This window comes from Actinokineospora fastidiosa, from assembly GCF_014648415.1.
In the GTDB taxonomy this organism is placed as follows: domain Bacteria; phylum Actinomycetota; class Actinomycetes; order Mycobacteriales; family Pseudonocardiaceae; genus Actinokineospora; species Actinokineospora fastidiosa.
In genome coordinates, this window is the sequence record NZ_BMRB01000003.1 from 318760 (window position 1) to 335295 (window position 16536).

16 protein-coding genes and 1 tRNA gene are annotated in these 16536 nt (G+C 73.3%); 9 read left to right on the forward strand and 8 right to left on the reverse strand.

Features of this window, described 5'->3' with window-relative positions:
* Positions 1-86: 86 nt before the first annotated feature.
* From IEY98_RS20475 to IEY98_RS20495, 5 genes are all read right to left on the reverse strand, one after another.
* Complete coding sequence (locus IEY98_RS20475; protein ID WP_189212181.1) at positions 87-4145, reverse strand: hypothetical protein; 4059 nt, start codon at positions 4143-4145, stop codon at positions 87-89.
* 823 nt (positions 4146-4968) lie between these two features.
* Positions 4969-6645 carry an energy-dependent translational throttle protein EttA gene (ettA, locus tag IEY98_RS20480; RefSeq protein ID WP_189212182.1) on the reverse strand — a complete coding sequence of 559 codons (1677 nt, stop codon included), beginning with the start codon at positions 6643-6645 and terminating at the stop codon, positions 4969-4971.
* Between the two features lie 105 nt (positions 6646-6750).
* Entirely contained in the window at positions 6751-7140 is a 390-nt protein-coding gene (locus tag IEY98_RS20485) for a single-stranded DNA-binding protein (protein WP_189212183.1), read from the reverse strand.
* A gap of 101 nt (positions 7141-7241) precedes the next feature.
* On the reverse strand, positions 7242-9227 hold the full coding sequence (locus IEY98_RS20490) for a bifunctional copper resistance protein CopD/cytochrome c oxidase assembly protein (RefSeq protein ID WP_229787100.1): 1986 nt from the start codon (positions 9225-9227) through the stop codon (positions 7242-7244).
* A 47-nt stretch (positions 9228-9274) separates the two neighbouring features.
* Positions 9275-10432: an MFS transporter gene (locus IEY98_RS20495; RefSeq protein WP_189212184.1), complete on the reverse strand. Its 1158-nt coding sequence runs from the start codon at positions 10430-10432 to the stop codon at positions 9275-9277.
* Between the two features lie 89 nt (positions 10433-10521).
* Between IEY98_RS20495 and IEY98_RS20500 the strand changes: the two genes are divergently transcribed.
* From IEY98_RS20500 to IEY98_RS20535, 9 genes are all read left to right on the forward strand, one after another.
* Positions 10522-11541: a LacI family DNA-binding transcriptional regulator gene (locus tag IEY98_RS20500; protein ID WP_189212489.1), complete on the forward strand. Its 1020-nt coding sequence runs from the start codon at positions 10522-10524 to the stop codon at positions 11539-11541.
* A gap of 103 nt (positions 11542-11644) precedes the next feature.
* Positions 11645-11720, forward strand: a tRNA-Arg gene (locus IEY98_RS20505).
* Between the two features lie 223 nt (positions 11721-11943).
* Positions 11944-12522 carry a hypothetical protein gene (locus tag IEY98_RS20510; protein ID WP_189212185.1) on the forward strand — a complete coding sequence of 193 codons (579 nt, stop codon included), beginning with the start codon at positions 11944-11946 and terminating at the stop codon, positions 12520-12522.
* A 9-nt stretch (positions 12523-12531) separates the two neighbouring features.
* Positions 12532-12837, forward strand: a complete 306-nt coding sequence (locus IEY98_RS20515; RefSeq protein WP_189212186.1) for a peptidoglycan-binding domain-containing protein — start codon at positions 12532-12534, stop codon at positions 12835-12837.
* 191 nt (positions 12838-13028) lie between these two features.
* Positions 13029-13217 carry a hypothetical protein gene (locus IEY98_RS20520; RefSeq protein WP_189212187.1) on the forward strand — a complete coding sequence of 63 codons (189 nt, stop codon included), beginning with the start codon at positions 13029-13031 and terminating at the stop codon, positions 13215-13217.
* On the forward strand, positions 13211-13654 hold the full coding sequence (locus tag IEY98_RS20525; protein WP_189212188.1) for a hypothetical protein: 444 nt from the start codon (positions 13211-13213) through the stop codon (positions 13652-13654). The genes IEY98_RS20520 and IEY98_RS20525 overlap by 7 nt, the downstream gene beginning before the upstream one ends.
* Before the next feature lie 246 nt (positions 13655-13900).
* Complete coding sequence (locus tag IEY98_RS20530; RefSeq protein ID WP_189212189.1) at positions 13901-14329, forward strand: DUF6292 family protein; 429 nt, start codon at positions 13901-13903, stop codon at positions 14327-14329.
* Positions 14330-14363: 34 nt separating this feature from the next.
* Positions 14364-14492 carry a hypothetical protein gene (locus IEY98_RS33155; protein WP_258906368.1) on the forward strand — a complete coding sequence of 43 codons (129 nt, stop codon included), beginning with the start codon at positions 14364-14366 and terminating at the stop codon, positions 14490-14492.
* Positions 14489-15022 carry a GNAT family N-acetyltransferase gene (locus tag IEY98_RS20535; RefSeq protein ID WP_229787101.1) on the forward strand — a complete coding sequence of 178 codons (534 nt, stop codon included), beginning with the start codon at positions 14489-14491 and terminating at the stop codon, positions 15020-15022. Before IEY98_RS33155 ends, IEY98_RS20535 begins: the two co-directional genes overlap by 4 nt.
* Positions 15023-15029: 7 nt before the next feature.
* Here the strand turns inward: IEY98_RS20535 and IEY98_RS20540 are convergent, their stop codons facing one another.
* From IEY98_RS20540 to IEY98_RS20550, 3 genes are all read right to left on the reverse strand, one after another.
* Positions 15030-15233 (reverse strand): cold-shock protein, encoded by a 204-nt coding sequence (locus IEY98_RS20540; protein WP_189212190.1) that lies wholly within the window; start codon positions 15231-15233, stop codon positions 15030-15032.
* Positions 15230-15445: a hypothetical protein gene (locus IEY98_RS20545; protein WP_229787102.1), complete on the reverse strand. Its 216-nt coding sequence runs from the start codon at positions 15443-15445 to the stop codon at positions 15230-15232. Before IEY98_RS20545 ends, IEY98_RS20540 begins: the two co-directional genes overlap by 4 nt.
* Before the next feature lie 210 nt (positions 15446-15655).
* A complete protein-coding gene (locus IEY98_RS20550; RefSeq protein ID WP_189212191.1) occupies positions 15656-16528 on the reverse strand; it encodes a class I SAM-dependent methyltransferase in 873 nt (290 codons plus the stop codon).
* Between the last annotated feature and the right edge of the window lie 8 nt (positions 16529-16536).

Sequence of the window (16536 nt, forward strand, 5' to 3'; positions counted from 1 at the left end):
CGGGGCGGCATGCCGCGCCTGGACTGTTCACCGCACGGTGACCGGGCATTAACAGAGCCGGGAAATCGGGTCCTGCCAGGCAGAACTCAGCCGCCGTCCACGTCGGCGGGCGCCCATCCCGACGACCGGTGCCTGCCCCCCTCGTCCGGCCGCCACGAGAAGGTCCGCGCGGGCGGCGGCGAGTCGGGGTCGGCGGCCCGGGCGTCGGCAACCCACCGCTCCTCGCGGGCGCGTCGGGCGGCCCGCCTGCCGGACGCCTGGCCGACGTCGGTGGGCTCGTGGTCGTCCGGGGCCCGGCGGCGACCGCCTTCGTTGGGCCGCACGGGCCCGGGCAGCGGCCTGCGGGCGGCCAGGGCGGCGTCGAGGGGGCTGGGGCGCTCGGGCTCGTCGGCCCAGTCCTGGGCGGGGTGGGTCTCCTGGAAGGCGGCCAGTGCCTCGGTGAGGAGGTTGGCGAGGTCGCTGGAGGAGCGCTCGCGCCTGCGGGGGCGGGATTGGGTCGGGTCGGCCGGGGCGCCGTTCACCGGCGGTGGGGGCTCGGCTGCCGCCGTTTCGCTGGGGGTCGCTGGGGCCTGGGTGGCGGGTGCCGGGTCAGGGGCGGGTGGCGCAGGGTCGGGGGAGGCGGGTGTCGGGTCGTCGGCCTGGTCCGCCGCGGGCAGGTCGTCGTCGGGGAGGGGGCGGCCCGCCCGGCGCAGCCACTCGGCCATCGCGGGGCTGGGCCGGGGGATGACGGCGGAGTCCGCACGGCGCACGGGGGCGGCCGGGGGCTCGGCGGGGTCCGATGCGGCCTGCTCGCTGACGGAGTCCTTCTCCCCGGAGGCTGTTTTGCCCGGGGTGCCCGGCGTGGGCAGATCCGGGAGCTGATTTCGCCGGTCCCCGGACACGGCTCTGCCGGCACGGGCCGCGGAGTCGCTGGCAGCCCGCTTGCCCGTGCGGCCGATCGAGCCGGGGGCGGACTCTCCGGACGCAAGCCTGCCCAGCCGATTGATGACGTCCGGCGCGGGCTCCCCGGACGCCCGTCTTCCCAACCGATCCGCGGCTTCCGGCGCAGCGGCGCGCCTGCCCGGGCGGTCGGCGGCGGACTCGCCGGAGGCCAGCTTGCTCAGGCGGTCGAGGAGGCTCGCGGCGGAGGGCTTCTCGTCGGGGATCTCACTGGGGTTCGGGCGAACCGGCGGAACCTCGTTGGGGGCGGGCTCGACCGGGGGGATGCCGCCGGGATCGGGCCGGACGGGGACCTGGTCGGGGCCGGGTTCGATCGGGGGGATCTCCTCGGGCGCGGGCTCGACCGGGGGAACCTCGTCGGGCTCGGGATCGGCGGGCCTGGCGGCCTGGGCGGGGATGGCGGCCCCGACGGTGAGGTACGGGTCGAGGTCGTCGTCGGGGGCACGCCTGCGGCCACCACCCGCCGCGGTGATGCCGAACCGGCTGAGGACCTCGTGGGCATCCGACGGCGCCGCAGCACGCCGCTCGCGGCGGGACGGGCGGGGGATGGCGGGGCTGTCACCGGCCGCGGACTCACTGTGGCGGTTGGTCGGCGTCGCGGATGGCGTGCTGCCGGTGGTGGGAGGGGCGCTGGTCGCGGACTCGCCACGAAGGCCGGTCCGCGCCGCGGTGGCCCCAGGCTCGTCGCCGACGACCGGCGGGGTCGACTCGCCGCGGACGCTGGTCGGCGTGGCGGCGGACCCCGGCGCGTTGCCGAGAACCGTCGGCGTCGGCCCGCCACGGCGGCCGGTCCGCGTGACGGCGGACCCCGACTCGTCGCCGAGAAACGTCGGCGTCGACTCGCCACGGCGGCCGGTCCGCGTGACGGCGGACCCCGACTCGTCGCCGAAGACCGTCGGCGTCGACTCGCCGCGGAGGTCGGTCGGCGTGGCGGCGGACTCGTCGCCGAAGGCGGTGGGGGTGGCGGGCGTTGGCTCGCTGTGGGGGGTGGCGGCAGGCGCTGACTCGTCGCGGAGGGCCGTCGGCGTGCCTGTGGGGGCCGACTCGCTGCTGAGGAGGGTGGACGAGGGTTCGCCGTGAAGGCCTGCGGCGGGGGTGGGTTCGCCGCGGAGGGTGGCACGGGCGACGGTGAGAAGGCTGTCCAGGCCCCGGGCCACGCCTGCGGCCGCGTGGTTGGCGACGGCGGTGCGGACCGTGACGGGCCTGCCGACGACGTCGGCCAGCCAGGGACCTCGGCCTGCCTGCTTGCGGATGATCGAGGCGAACTGCTCGGCGATGACGGTCGGGGTGCGCGGGAGCAGCACGGCGAACTCGCCGCGGTCGCAACGGACCAGGTCGGTCCCGGTGGGGGCCAGGTCGCGGACCCGGGAGGCCAGGGCGTTGATCATGGCGTCGTCGCCGACCGGCAGGGCGGGCTCCTCCGGCTCGATGGCGTCCGGGTGGCCGATCGGCTCGGCCCTGACCAGGATCAGGGTGAAGCCGGGATCCTCGTCCCGCAGGTCCGGCGTGTCCGCCGACGCCGACGGATCACGGCCGTTGTCCGGTGCCTCATGCCGACCCACGGGTGACGTCTCCTTCTCCGGCTCACGCCCGGCGACACCCGGCTGGGCGCCTTCGACCGGGACGTGTCGACTCTCGACACGCGGCCCCACCACGCCCGCGTCCCGGTGGAACCCGAAGCGGGAGGCGACGCTGTCCTGCCCCGGTCGCGGGTGCTCCTCCGGCTCCCGCGGGTGCGGCTCCCCGTCCCGCCACCGGGACCCGGGGCGCGCGGCGTCCGTCCTGCCCGCCTCCGGGACAACGATCTCATTCTGCGGCCTCTGCCTATGATCCACCGGACTCGGGTTGCCGGTCGTTGAGAGGGAATCGGCCGCGAGCGGTGACATCTCGGGCACGGGCGAACCCGGATCCGGCGGATTGGCGTGCCGTGACCGGCGGGTCGGGGTTTCGCCGGAGTCGTGGGACGGGCTTGGTGTCGGTGCGCCCTGGTCGGCTTCACTGGTTGTCCGCGCGGATTGCCCCGCCGGGCCCGGGCTGTCGGTGGTGGAGGTCCAGGCGCCGGACAAAGGCATCCCCGCCGGGTCCGATGGTGCGGTTCGGGGCGGCGGGGGTTCGGGGTGGGGCGCTGCGGTGGTCGGTTGTCGGCCGTCGGAAGGCTGTGTCGGGGTATGGCGGCGGTGCTGGGCGGGGAGCGGGATGGTCGGGGCGTGGGGCTGGACGACCGTGTTCAGCAGGGTGGCGCCGCGGGTGGGGTCGCGTTCGGGGGCGAACTCGGCGGTGAGGATGCGGCGGGCCCGGCTGGCGGCGCGGTGGTGCCGGTGCTCGGCGGCGCGGGCCGAGCGGAGGGCGTGGAGGGCTTCGACTGGGCGGGCGGTGTTCTCCTCGGTGTTGGCGAGGAAGGTCCAGGCGTCGGCGAGGATGCTGTCGAGCCCGTGGCGCTGGGCGGTGTCGACGGTGTCCAGCAGCAGGGTGCGGCCGAGGTCGGTGCGGCCCGCCGGGATGTGGACGCGGGTGGCGATGGCCATGCGCAGACGGGCGACCGGCGGCGCGGTGGTCGCACGCACCGGCTCGGCGAGCAGGGGGGCGCAGGCGGTCACGGCGTCGTTGAGCGCGCCGTCGTCGAGCAGGGCGAGGGCCAGCTCGTAGACGAGGGACGCCCGCACGGCCGACTGGTCGGGGTCGGTGCCGTCCGGGTGGCGGAGGATGGCGAGCCCTTCGTGCGCGGCGTCGGCGGCGGCCTCGGTGTCGCCGTAGCGGCGGTGGTAGGCGGCGGTGTTGGCACAGACCAACGCGCGCTCCACGCGGCGGCGGGCTGGAGAGAGGCCCTCGTCGGCCGCGAGCAGCCGGTCGGCCTCGGCGAACGCATCCTCAACGTCATCCCGCCCGGCGACGTGGGACAGACACGCGGCAAGCTCGGCCATCGCCCGCGCGGAGACGGCAGGCGACATCCCCTCGGCGCTCACCACGGGCCGCAGGATCTCCGACCCCGCCAGCGGATCCCCGAGCGCGCGAGCACAGGCCGCCAACGCCGTCCGCAACACAACGCCGTCCTCGCCCCGACCAGCGGCGACCACCGACCGCAGCGCGGCCACACCCGGCTCCACCGCCTCCGCGGGCCGCCCCAGCCCAACCAGCCCGACGGCGAGCAGGATCTGGGCATGGGTGCGCAACTCGCCCCACGCCTGCTGGCCAGCCGCCGCGCCCATCCCGGAGCGATCGGCGGGGACGTGGTGGGCGAAGGTGCCGGAATGGACACCGGGGACGCTGGGTTCGACCAGACGGTCCGGCTCAGCCAGACGACCGGGTTCGGCTAAGCGACCGGGCTCGGGCAGGAGACCGGTGGGGTCGGTTAAGGCACCTGGGCGGTTGAGTGAGGTGCCGGGCTCCCCGGCACCGAACCCGGGCTGAGGTGCCGGGGCGCCGGGGCGGTTGGAAGCGCCGGATTCACCGGTGGCGGCCCCAGGCTGAGATGTCGAGTTGCCGGGACCGTGGAGTGACGTCCCGGGCTCACCGATCCCCGAAGCGGCCTGCGGTGCCAGGGCACTGGGCCGGTAGAGCCAAGTCCCGGAATCACCGATGCCGGAGCCAGCCTGCGGTGCCAGGACGCCCGGGTGGCGGAACGAAGGATCGGGCTCGCCGATGCCGGAGCCAGCCTGCGGTGCCAGGACGCCCGGGTGGCGGAACGAAGGTTCGGACTCACCGATGCCGGAGCTGGCCTGGGCGGCCAGGACGCCTGGGTAGTGGAGCGAAAGGCCGGGCTCGCCGGGGGTGGAGACGGGTTGGGGTGCCAGGAGTTGGAAACCCAGGGCACCGGGGTGGACGGCGGGTTGGGATCCCGGGGCACCGGGGTGGTCGGCCGTGGTGGGGGCGACCGCCCCGGTGCCTTGGGGGGTTGCTCGGGTGAGGGCTTGGGCGGCTAGGTGGACTGCCAGTTCCGGGGTGCTCCAGCGGAGTCGGGCGGCGATGGCCAGGAGGGCCGCGCCGTCCGCCGCAGGGTCGTCGGTCCAGGCCGCCACGGTTGCCTGCCCGTCAGCCTCGGGTGAGCTTGCGGTAGGTGACCCGGTGGGGGCGGGCGGCCTCGGCGCCCATGCGGTCGATCTTGTTCTTCTCGTAGCCCTCGAAGTTGCCCTCGAACCAGAACCACTTCGCCGGGTTCTCCTCGGTGCCCTCCCACGCCAGGATGTGGGTGGCGACGCGGTCGAGGAACCAGCGGTCGTGGGAGATGACGACGGCGCAGCCGGGGAACTGCTCCAGGGCGTTCTCCAGCGAGCCGAGGGTCTCCACGTCCAGGTCGTTGGTGGGCTCGTCCAGCAGGATCAGGTTGCCGCCCTGCTTGAGCGTCAGCGCCAGGTTGAGCCGGTTGCGCTCGCCGCCGGACAGCACGCCCGCGGGCTTCTGCTGGTCCGGGCCCTTAAAGCCGAACGCGCTGACGTAGGCGCGCGAGGGCATCTCGACCTGGCCGACCTCGATGTAGTCCAGCCCGCCGGAGACGACCTCGAAGACGGTCTTCTTCGGGTCGATGCCCGCGCGGTTCTGGTCGACGTAGGAGAGCTTGACCGTCTCGCCGATCCGGACATCGCCAGCGTCCGGCTTCTCCAGCCCGACGATGGTCTTGAACAGCGTCGTCTTGCCGACGCCGTTGGGACCGATCACGCCGATGATGCCGTTGCGGGGCAGGCTGAACGACAGGTCGTCGATCAGCACCCGGTCGCCGAAGCCCTTGCGCAGGTGGTCGACCTCGACCACCACGCTGCCCAGGCGCGGGCCCGGCGGGATCTGGATCTCCTCGAAGTCGAGCTTGCGCGTGCGCTCGGCCTCGGCGGCCATCTCCTCGTACCGGTCGAGGCGGGCGCGGGACTTGGTCTGGCGGGCCTTGGCGTTGGACCGCACCCACTCCAACTCGTCGCGCAGCCGCTTGGCCAGCTTGGCGTCCTTCTTGCCCTGGACCTCCAGCCGCTCGCGCTTCTTCTCCAGGTAGGTGGAGTAGTTGCCCTCGTAGGGGTAGAGCCTGCCTCGGTCGATCTCCAGGATCCACTCGGCCAGGTTGTCGAGGAAGTACCGGTCGTGGGTCACGGCCAGCACGGCGCCCGCGTACTGCGCCAGGTGCTGCTCCAGCCAGAGCACGCTCTCGGCGTCGAGGTGGTTGGTGGGCTCGTCGAGCAGGAGCAGGTCGGGCTTGGACAGCAGCAGCTTGCACAGCGCCACCCGGCGGCGCTCACCGCCGGAGAGCTTGCTGACCTCGGCGTCCGGCGGCGGGCACCGCAGTGCGTCCATCGCCTGCTCCAGCTGGGAGTCCAGGTCCCACGCGTCGGCGTGGTCCAGCTCTTCCTGGAGCTTGCCCATCTCCTCCATCAGCTCGTCGGAGTAGTCGGTGGCCATCTGCTCGGCGATCTGGTTGAACCGGTCGAGCTTCTGCTTGGTCTCCCCGACGGCCTCCTCGACGTTGCCGAGGACCGTCTTCTCCTCGTTGAGCGGCGGCTCCTGCTGCAGGATGCCGACGGTGTAGCCAGGAGCCAGGAACGCATCGCCGTTGCCCGGTTGGTCGAGCCCCGCCATGATCTTGAGCACGCTGGACTTACCGGCGCCGTTGGGGCCGACGACCCCGATCTTCGCGCCGGGCAGGAAGGACAGGCTGACGTCATCAAGGATGACCTTGTCCCCGTGCGCCTTGCGCACCTTCCGCATGGTGTAGATGAACTCGGCCATGCCCGCGATCGTAGAGCGACGGGGCGGACGGCCTGACCGCGGCAGGGTGCTTTGCGCCGCCGAACGACTTCTGCGGACACCCGCACAACCATGGCGATCACCCGTTCAGGCGACCGCGGCGAGCGCGGCGTGCTCGGTCGCGGCCGATCGGACCACGTCATCGCACCTGCTCAGGTCCAGACCCAGGTGGTAGGCGTCGATCTGGACGTCGCGGTTGTCGGCGAGTTCGGTGGTCTGCCCGTAGATGCGCATCCGCCCGTGCACGATCACCGGGTCGTTGCGTTTGAGCGTGCTCAGCGCGTTCCTGCCGACCGTGCGCCAGCAGTGCACCGACACGAACATCACGTTGCCGTCGACCCAGTCGGCGATCTCCGCGTCGTACCGGCGTTCGGTGCTCACCAGCCGGAACCGTGCCCAGACCGTGCCGTCGCCGGTGCGGCGCTGCACCGGGTCGTCCACCAGCCTGCCCGCCATGGTCACCAACGTCTCGAACATCTGCCTCTCCCAGTCGTCGCCGGGCCCGCGTCGGGCCCGCTGAGACCAGGTTGGCCGGGCGGCGATCCCGCTCGCCACCGCGATCCGCGACCTGTGGATAACTACGGCTTCCGGTCCGCCATCTTCTTCAGCATCGCGTTGTACGCCTCGAGTTCGTCCGAATCGCCGGAATCGACGCGGCGGTCCGACCGCCGGGCCTCGCGGTCGTCGGCCCGCGCCCACTGCACGAGCAGCGCGATCAGCACGACCAGCAGGGGGATCTCCCCCGACGCCCACGCGATGCCGCCGCCGAGGCGCTGATCCGCCAGCAGGTCGGAGTTCCACGGCAGCGCGAGCCCCCGGTAGAACGCCTCCCCGATCACCGTCTGCATGCCCATGAGGACCACGCCGAAGAACGCGTGGAACGGCAGCGACGCGAACACCAGACCGAGCCTGCCCAGGTGCGGCAGCCTGCGCGGCGCCGGATCGACGCCGATCACCGGCCAGTAGAAGAGATAGCCGACGATCAGGAAGTGCGCGTTCATCGCCAGGTGCGCCCAGTGCTGCGGCAGCGCGGAGTCGAACAGCCCCGACAGGTACAGCCCGTAGAACGAGCCGATGAACAGCACCAGCGCCACCACGGGGTTGGTCAGCGCGCGCGAGACCGGCGAGTGGACCAGCGCGAGCAGCCACTCCCGGGGCCCGGGCGGGGCGTCGGAGCCCGCTGCCGGGAGGGCGCGCAGCGCCAGCGTCATCGGCGCGCCCAGGACCAGCAGGATCGGGGCCAGCATCGACAGCATCATGTGCGTCTGCATGTGGACGCTGAACATCGCGGGCGCGTACTTGCCGAAGCCCGACGACGTGGCGAACAGGATCACCAGGCAGCCCGCGAGCCAGGCGACCGTCCGCCCGACCGGCCACGCCACCCCCCGCGCCCGCAGCTTGCGCAGGCCGAGCAGGTACAGCCCGGCGAGGGCGAGCGTTAGCGTGCCGAAGATCAGGTCGAAGCGCCAGTCGAACAGCAGGGTGCTCACCGTCGGCGGCTCGCTGAGCGGGAAGCCGAGGGCCAGCTCGACGCGGTCGGGCACGACGATGGCCGACTCCGGCGGCGGCGTGCGGGCGAGCCCGGCGGCCAGGCCGAAGGTGACCAGCATCAGCAGGACCTCGCCAGCGGCCAGCCGCATCAGCGGTCCGCCCGCGCCCTTCTCGACGACGGCCTTCACGCCGCGTTCGCGCTGGAAGTAGCCGAACACGCCCAGCACGAGCAGCGCCGCGCCCTTCGCCACGACCAGCAGCCCGTACGTGCTGGTGAACAGGTCCGCCAGGGGCAGCCGGACCAGCGCGTTGATCACCCCGGACCCGGCCATGACGATCCAGCAGACCAGGGCGATCCTGGAGAACCGGGTCGCGGCGAGCGGCAGGTTCGCGCCCGCGCGCCTGCCGTGGGCCAGCAGCGCGATCAGCCCGCCGACCCACAGCGCGGCCGAGACCAGGTGCAGCAGCAGGCTGTTGGTGGCCATGTCGTGCGACCCGCCGCTCGACGAGTGCCCGGTGACCGCGACGGGCGTCATCCCGATCAGGGCGACGCCGAACAGCACGGTCGTCCAGCCCCAGGTCAGCACGAACCGGGTGCCCACGAAGACGAGCAGCGCGATGGCGGCCGTCAGCAGCCACGCCTGGGCCTGCGACAGCGCGCCGACCAGGGAGAGCAGGGTGTCCGCGGACAGGATGTCGAGGACGGGGCGGCCGACGGCGTCGGCGGCCAGGAACGGCGCGGACAGCAGCGCGCCGACGAACCACAGCAGCGCGCCGCCGCCCGCCCAGCGCAGCGCCCCGTAGCCGCCGACGTCGAGCACGCCGGACTTCTGCGGAGGCACGAGGAACGCGGCGAACAGCAGCGAGCCGATGGTGATCACGCTGCCGACCTCGGCGAGCACCCGGACGACGGTCAGGCCGTGCCGGGTGAAGGCGTCGGGGGTGGGCAGGCCGAGCAGGTCGTAGAGGCCGTCGCCGGAGAGCGAGACCAGGAGCGCGGCCAGGGTGGCGGCGAGCCCGATCCCGACGGCGATGAGTCCGACGACGCCGGTCGCACGCTGGGGCTTGTCCACTCTTGGCAGAGTAGTGCGCCGGTGATCGCGAGCCGAGAGCACGTGTTTCACACAGTGACGGCTTCCCGCTTGGCCGCCGCCCGCGCGGCGATCGCCGTGGGGGCGATGGCGCAGGCGATCATGCCCGCAACGCCGAGGGCGACGGCCAGGTCCGACAGGTGCGCGATGCCGCCGACCAACGGTGGTCCGGCCAGGAACCCGCTGTAGGCGATGGTGGTGACGAAGCCCAGCTCGCGCTCGCCGCCGGTGCCGTCGGCGCGGCGCCCGGCGGCCGCGGCGAGGTCGAGCGCGACCGGGAACATGTACGCCAGACCGACGCCCGCCAGGGCGAATCCGGCGAAGGTCACCACGGCCGACGGCGCGAGCGCGGTCAGGATCAGCCCGCCGCCACCGACCAGCGCGCCGAAGACGAGCAGCCGCTCGGGCCCGAAGCGGCGCTGGGCCCGCTCGCCGAACAGCCGGGTGACGGCCATGGCGATGGAGAAGACGCCGTAGACGATCGCCGCGGACGCCTCGCTCATCCCCCGGTACTCGGCGGCGAACAGGGCAGACCAGTCGGCGCTGGCGCCCTCGGCGACCGCGGAGAACAGGGCGACGCCTGCAAGCAGCCAGAGCACCGGCCTGCGGAACGCGGCGGGCCCGGTGGAGGTGGTCACCGCCTCGGCGGGGCGGACCTCGTCGGACACCTGGCGCACGAAGACCGCGAGCGCGACCACGACCAGCCCGCTGACGATCAGCAGGTGCTGGAAGGGCGGGAGGCCCGCGAACGCGGCCACCGCCGCGCCGCTCGCGCCGAGCAGGCCGCCGAAGCTGAACGACGCGTGGAAGATCGGCATCATCGGGCGCTCGGTGGCCCGGATGACGGTCACCGCGGCGACGTTCATCGCCACGTCGAAGGTGCCGACGCAGGCGCCGAGCAGGACCAGCGCCAGGCCGAGGGCCAGCGGCGACGGGGCGAGCCCGAGCAGCGGGAGCGCGGCGGCGCTGGCCAGCGTCGAGAGGCCGAGCACCCGGCGCGCGCCGAAGGACGCCGTCAGCCTGCCGGTGACCGACGCGGCCGCGATCATGCCGACGCTGGCGCCGAGCAGCGAGAGCCCGAGCGCGCCCTCCTGGGCGCCGATCTGGGCGGCGAGCGCGGGCACGCGTGAGGCCCACGAGCCGAACACGACACCGTTCAGGGCGAAGAAGACGAGGACAGCGACCACGCGGCCATGCTAACTGAAGCGCTTCAGAGCGGTCGCGTGATTTAGCCGACCGTTAGGCTTGGGGGGTGGGACGGGAACGACGGCCGACCCTGGACACGGTGGCTCGCGAAGTGGGTGTGTCCAGGGCGACGGTGTCGAACGCCTACAACCGCCCTGATCAGCTCTCGGCGTCGCTGCGCGAGCGCATCATCATGACGGCGGCGGCGCTGGGGTACGCGGGGCCGGACCCGGTCGCGCGCAGCCTGGCCACGCGCAGCGGCGGCTCGGTGGCGGTGATGCTCGGCTCGCGGCTGTCCGCGGCGTTCTCCGACCCGGCGCTGTCGATCGTGCTGGACAGCCTCGCCGACACCCTGGACGTCGAGCGCTCCATGCTGCTGATGCCCGGCGTCGAGGGCGGCCCCCGACGCGAGAGCGTCGCGCGGGCGCACGCCGACGTCGCCGTCGCGTACTCCCTGCCGGACGACTGCGCGGCCCTCGTCGAGGTCGAGCGGCGGGGGCTGCCGCTGGTGGTCATCGACCAGCCGGTGCTGCCCGGGTCCGCGATGGTGGACGTCGCCGACCGCGCGGGCGCCGCGCTGGCGGCGTCCCACGTGGTCGGGCTGGGCCACCGCGACGTGGGCGTGCTGGCGTTCGCCCTGCACGCGGACGGCGTGAGCGGCCCCCCGTCCGCCGAGCGCGTGGCGACCTCGCGGTACCGGGTGACGCGGGAGCGGATGGCGGGGTACGTGTCGGTGCTGGACGCGCCGCCGGTGTGGGAGACGCCCGGCTGCCTGCGCGACCACGGGCGCGAGGGCGCCCACTGGCTGCTGCGGCAGGTCCCGCGGCCCACGGCGCTGCTGTGCATGTCCGACGAACTGGCGCTGGGGGCGTTGCGCGCCGCACACGACCTGGGACTGCGCGTGCCCGAGGACCTCACCCTCGTGGGCTTCGACGACACCCCCGCCGCCCAGTGGGCCGATCCGCCGCTCACGACCGTCAGACAGGATCTTGTCGACAAGGGGCGCATAGCCGCTGAGCTGGCCATATCCCTGCTCGACGGCGCAAGACCCGGCCCCAGCCGGACCCTTCCGACCACGCTGGTGGAGCGGGCCTCGACCGCCCCCAGATGACGGTTTCGTCACCCAACCGGCTCGACGGAGAAACGGACGGGCCGCTTCCGGCGATCACACCCTTCGAGACGGCTACCCTCCAGCGACGGGGCAGTCGTCCCACGCCCCTGTAGCTCAGCGGATAGAGCAGGAGCCTTCTAAGCTCTTGGCCGCAGGTTCGAGTCCTGCCGGGGGCACCACACTCTCCGTGGCCCGCCTTCACCTCGTCGCCGGGGCCGAGCTTCCCTTGGTCATTCAGCGTGTTCGTCGTTGGGTATGCGGACGCGGTCTTTAGGGCGGGCGGTGGGTGGTGGATGGGTGCCCGAAAGTCCGGATGAACGGGCGTCCGTTCGCGTGGGGGGGGCGTCGTAGCTTGGCTGGGGCCAGGTGTTCGACTCTCCGATCGCGGATGGGTGGGGACCGATGGACGACGTGGTGGCTGGGGCGGTCCGGGTGGTGGGGATCGCGGACGCGGATGGGGCTCGGCGGTGGTTCGAGGTCCTGTGCGCCGAGCCGGTGGGGGACGACTGGGACGCGTTTCGCAACGGGTTGCGGGAGCGGGCTGTCGGTGAGTCGGTTGACGAGTACGCGGTGGAGCGGTTCGTCGAGTACGTCACCTATGCAGGCGATCCCGGGTGGGTCGTGGCGCGGGTTCAGGAGTACGGGGACTCGCTGACGGACCTCTACCTCGAACTGGCGCGGGCGTCCGAGCGCGAGTGGGCGGACTTCCTCGCCGAGTGCGGGCCGGTCTGGAGTGGGCGCGAGGAGGACTGGGCGCAGTTCCGGGACTGGTTCCTGCACGAGGCGGGCGCGCGTGGGGTGGCGGAGCGGGCCGAGGCGTTCGTGGCGGAGGCCGAGGGCTCGGCGGACAAGGCCGAGGTGTTCCGGCGGCACGGGGTCGACGTCGCTGCCGACCCGGAGACCTTCCCTGAGGTGCGGCTCGGGGACAGCGGCGAGTGGGTGGAATACCTCGACCGGCAGCTCAGGGCCCACGGGTACTAGGAGGACGCGATGGCGGAGATGTCACCGGAGCTGCAGGCCCGGCTCGCGGCCTTCCAGCTGGACAAGGGGCTGTCGGGGGACGGCGTGGCCGGGCCGAAGACGTGGGAGCTGCTGGCCAAGCCCGCGCCCCAGCAGGCTGAGGAGACGGTGGTGATCGACTTCGACGAGCACCCGGTGCTGCGCGACCTGCTCGTCCTCGACGGCACGGAGGACAGCGCGAAGGAGTTCCTCAAGCTCTACGGCATCGACGTGGACGGCTACCTCGCCGACCACGACGCGGTGATCGCCGCCTTGACGCCGCCGGAAACCGCCTGACCAGGAGGCCATGATGGGCAGCCCGTTGTCGAGTCCCGAAGGTTCGGCGATCGAGTCCCCGGGCCGCGGGGAAGAAGCGGCAGTCGGCGGAGCACCAGCGGTCGGAGGCGGCGGAGCCGTCCCGGCACCAGTCGACGGGGCAGCCGGAGCGGGAGGCGGCGGAGCACCGGCGGCGGGGGTCGGCGGAGCCGATGGAGGCCCGGCAGGCGGAGCTGGCGGAGACCCGGCAGGCGGAGCCGGTGGAGGGCCAGCGGGCGGAGTTGGCGGAGGCCCAGCGGGCGGAGCCGGCGGAGGGCCTGCAGGCGGGGTGGTGGGAGCTGCTGGCGGCGGGGGTGGCCTGGACGCCGGGGAGCGGGCTCAGTTGGAGTATGACGTGCTGAAGGCCGTTCGGACGCAGAAGAAGGCGGCCGCGGTTGCGCTGGCGTCGGCGCTGGCGGCCGCGCTCCCGCTGGGTGGGGTGATCTACGCCTTCCGCGACGGGTTGCCGGAGACGCCGGTCGGGGCGGTTGCGGTGGGGCTGTTGGGGGTGGCGGCGCTGGCGCCCTGCACGGCGGCGTTCGTGGCGGGGGTTCTGGACTTCGAGCAGGCGTTGGTGCAGGAAGAGGCGGCGTGGGACAAGCTCGCCCTGGCCGCTGAGCGCGCCGGGGATGACGCGTGGACGCAGTACGCCAGGGCGTGTCAGGCGCGGACGGAGGTGATGCGGCGTCGGCTCGGGAAGCTGACCTGGCTGCTGCGGGTGCTGAACGACTTCCTCAAGGCCTGCCTCGCGTGCGCGCGGACGCCTGCGCGTCCGGCGGTGGGGCCGGACGCCGTCTAGAAACGCGCGGACACGCCGTCACGCCAGCTTGGTGATCCGCTCCGCGGGCCCGGATGGGATACACTGGCGATCGGGTTGGCTGCGCGTACGAACAGCGCGTTCTCAACCGAATCCCCCTCAACGGGAGCCACGGCGCCGATCACCCATCGGCATAGCCACTCATCGCGGTCTGTTCATGGTTTCGGCCGCTTTCGTGACAACCCCGGGAGCCGCGGGCACGCGGCGAGGCCGGGGAAGGACCAGCACATGACACAGACCGCGCAGGCAAGCGCACACGCACACGCTCTGGCCCAAGCACTCGCCGATTATGTCCGAGCGGTCGCCGACACGGTCGGCGTTCCCGCCGACGGGGTGAACTGGGAGGTCACGGACACGGTCACCGCGTATGTGGCGCTGAACTGCCGGTCGGCCGGGCATCCCGGCCGGGACGTCATGCTGGCCTGGGAGGAGTCCCAGGGGTGGGTGGTCTCGGTCGAGACCGCGCCCGCCGAGGCCCCGATCGTGCTGTCCCGGATGGGCGGCGACTCGGTGCCCGCGCCGGAGGCCGTCGCCCGGTTCGTCGCCGAATCCCTGGGGAAGGCGGCAGGCGACGCTGAGGCCGGGCCAGGGGCCATCCCCGCAGCCCGGACGGACCGCGGCGACCTCGCCGCGCGCCTGCACCGCCGCACCCGCTGACAGTCCATTGCGCATCAACGACGAAGAGGAATCCATGACAGCCGAGAAGAACCCCGTGCCGCCCGTCGTGTTCAGCCACCTGGCGACGGAGAGCACCACGCAGCAGGCGGCCAAGCCCGAGGCCACCCCGGTCCCCTGCTTCAAGCACGCGGCCAGCCGTTGACCACCGGGTACCCGCCGGTCGTGTTCCGCGCCTGGCGCGCGGAGGACGCGGCCGCCGCGCTGGCCGTCTACGGCGTCGACCACAGCCCCGAACTGGAGCGCGTGGCCGACATCGCGGGCATGCGCGCGCTGCTGCGGCAGTGGGAGTCCGAGGAGCGGCCGCCGCCCACCGGCCGCTGGGCGATCCAGCGCGACGGCCGCGTCGTCGGCGGCGCCGTCGTGCTGCCCCTGCCGCCGGGCAACGAGGACCTGGAGATCGGCTGGCACCCGCACCCGGACGTCCGCGGCGACGACGAGCTCGCTGGCGAGGTGACCTTCGCCCTCGCGACGTGGGCGTTCCGCCACGACATCGACGAGGTGTTCACCGTGGTCCGTCCCGAGGACGGCCGGGAAGCCCCGGCCATCCGCGGCAACGGCATGTCCTGGGTCGGCGAGACGCGCAAGTACTTCGACCGGGACCTTCGCGTGTTCCGGCTGCGCGCCGCCGACCTCGACCGCCTCGCCCCCGAGGGGCAGCGGCCCCCGGCCTAGCCGGGGCTCAGAGGACGCGCACGCCCATGGCCTGCGGCCCCTTGCGGCCCGTGCCGACCTCGAACTCCACCGCCTGGTCGTCCGGGAGGCCCTGGAAGTCGTAGCCCTCGATCTGGGAGTGGTGCACGAACAGGTCCTCCCCGCCCTCGGCCGGGGAGATGAACCCGAAGCCCTTGCTGCCGCTGAACCACTTCACGGTTCCCTGAGTCATCGGCTGTGTCCTCCTGTGGTGCGGAATGGATCGATCAGGCCCAGCATGCGCAGCAGTTCGTCGCAGTCGCCCGCATCGAGGGAATGGCCCGCCACGGTCTTGGCGGCCTGGGCGCGAACGCCCGCCTCGGCCTGGCAGGCGGCTGCCCGCGCCTCGGCGAAGGCGAGCGGAGCGGTGCCCCGGGACAGGGCGGACCGCTTGACGCGGCTCACGGGACTCTCCGCCGCGCAGCGGCGGTGGAAGGGGGCTGATCGTGGGAAAGCGGGCTATGGTCCGGCGACAAGCCGGTGCTCCCGTCCCCGGCCGGAGAACCACCTGGCCGGACTGGATTGGGACACCGCGCAGGCCGGGTGCCGAGAGCTGATGTCCCAACCCGGCCGACTGTACCCCAAGGGCGGGGCCCGCGGTCGGGCGCGACGCGATCAGGCGGGCCGGGCGACGACGAAGCCGCCGAAGTCCCAGATGGGGACCGGCCGCTCGCCGAGGTGCCGGGCGCGGGCCTCGGGGATGGTCAGGTCCTCGGCCACGCGCAGCCCGAGGCGGGCCAGGTACTCGGCGGTGCGGCCCTCGGGGATGCCGGAGCGCCACGGCTCGCCCCTGGTGGCGACCCAGCGGGCGACGGTGAGCGCGTTCTCGTTGGTCGAGGTGCCGTCCAGCACTTCCTGCCAGCAGTAGTCGAACACGATGGCGCTGTCCCGGTTCTGCGTCGCCATCCAGCGAAGCGTGAGTTCGACGCCTTCCGGCGTCAGGTACGGCGCGACACCGGACCAGATGACCACCGTGCGGACCGTCGGCGAGAAACCCTTGTCCGCCAACGCCTCAGCGAGATCCTGGTGGTTGAGGTCGACGGTCACGAAGCGCACGTTGGCGGGGATCTCGGCGACCACGGCGCGCAGGCGTTCGCGCTTGCGCGCGGACGTGTCCGGGTGGTCGACCTCGTAGACCGTTGTCGCCGCAAGGGTTTCCGCCATGCGGTACGCGCGGGAGTCGAAACCCGCACCGAGGATGACCACCTGCGTCGCGCCGTCGGCCACCTCGTCGCGCAGCACCTGGTCCATGTGCCGGGTGCGCACGACCTCGAACCACAGCGCGCCCGGCCACGCCCTGCGGAGGGCGCGGACCAGCAGCGAGCGGACGACGGGCACCTTGACCAGCGCGCCCGCCCGCGCCGACCACGGGATGAACCGGGCGGCCATGGTGTCCGGGCCGCGCAGCCCCCGATCGGGGACGAGGGCGCCAGCGGCGCGCAGCAGCGTCGCCGCCTCGGCGGTGGAGTCGGCAACGTGACCGGCCATGGTCCCCC

Bases quoted from the DNA above. Each gene is read 5' to 3' on its own strand.
- IEY98_RS20475 (WP_189212181.1), bottom strand. From the start codon at position 4,145: ATGGGCGCGGCGGCTGGCCAGCAGGCGTGGGGCGAGTTGCGCACCCAT.
- IEY98_RS20530 (WP_189212189.1), top strand. From the start codon at position 13,901: ATGACACAGACCGCGCAGGCAAGCGCACACGCACACGCTCTGGCCCAA.
- IEY98_RS20485 (WP_189212183.1), bottom strand. From the start codon at position 7,140: ATGTTCGAGACGTTGGTGACCATGGCGGGCAGGCTGGTGGACGACCCG.
- IEY98_RS20520 (WP_189212187.1), top strand. From the start codon at position 13,029: ATGGAGGCCCGGCAGGCGGAGCTGGCGGAGACCCGGCAGGCGGAGCCG.
- IEY98_RS20510 (WP_189212185.1), top strand. From the start codon at position 11,944: ATGGACGACGTGGTGGCTGGGGCGGTCCGGGTGGTGGGGATCGCGGAC.
- ettA (WP_189212182.1), bottom strand. From the start codon at position 6,645: ATGGCCGAGTTCATCTACACCATGCGGAAGGTGCGCAAGGCGCACGGG.
- IEY98_RS20550 (WP_189212191.1), bottom strand. From the start codon at position 16,528: ATGGCCGGTCACGTTGCCGACTCCACCGCCGAGGCGGCGACGCTGCTG.
- IEY98_RS33155 (WP_258906368.1), top strand. From the start codon at position 14,364: ATGACAGCCGAGAAGAACCCCGTGCCGCCCGTCGTGTTCAGCCACCTG.
- IEY98_RS20540 (WP_189212190.1), bottom strand. From the start codon at position 15,233: ATGACTCAGGGAACCGTGAAGTGGTTCAGCGGCAGCAAGGGCTTCGGG.
- IEY98_RS20515 (WP_189212186.1), top strand. From the start codon at position 12,532: ATGGCGGAGATGTCACCGGAGCTGCAGGCCCGGCTCGCGGCCTTCCAG.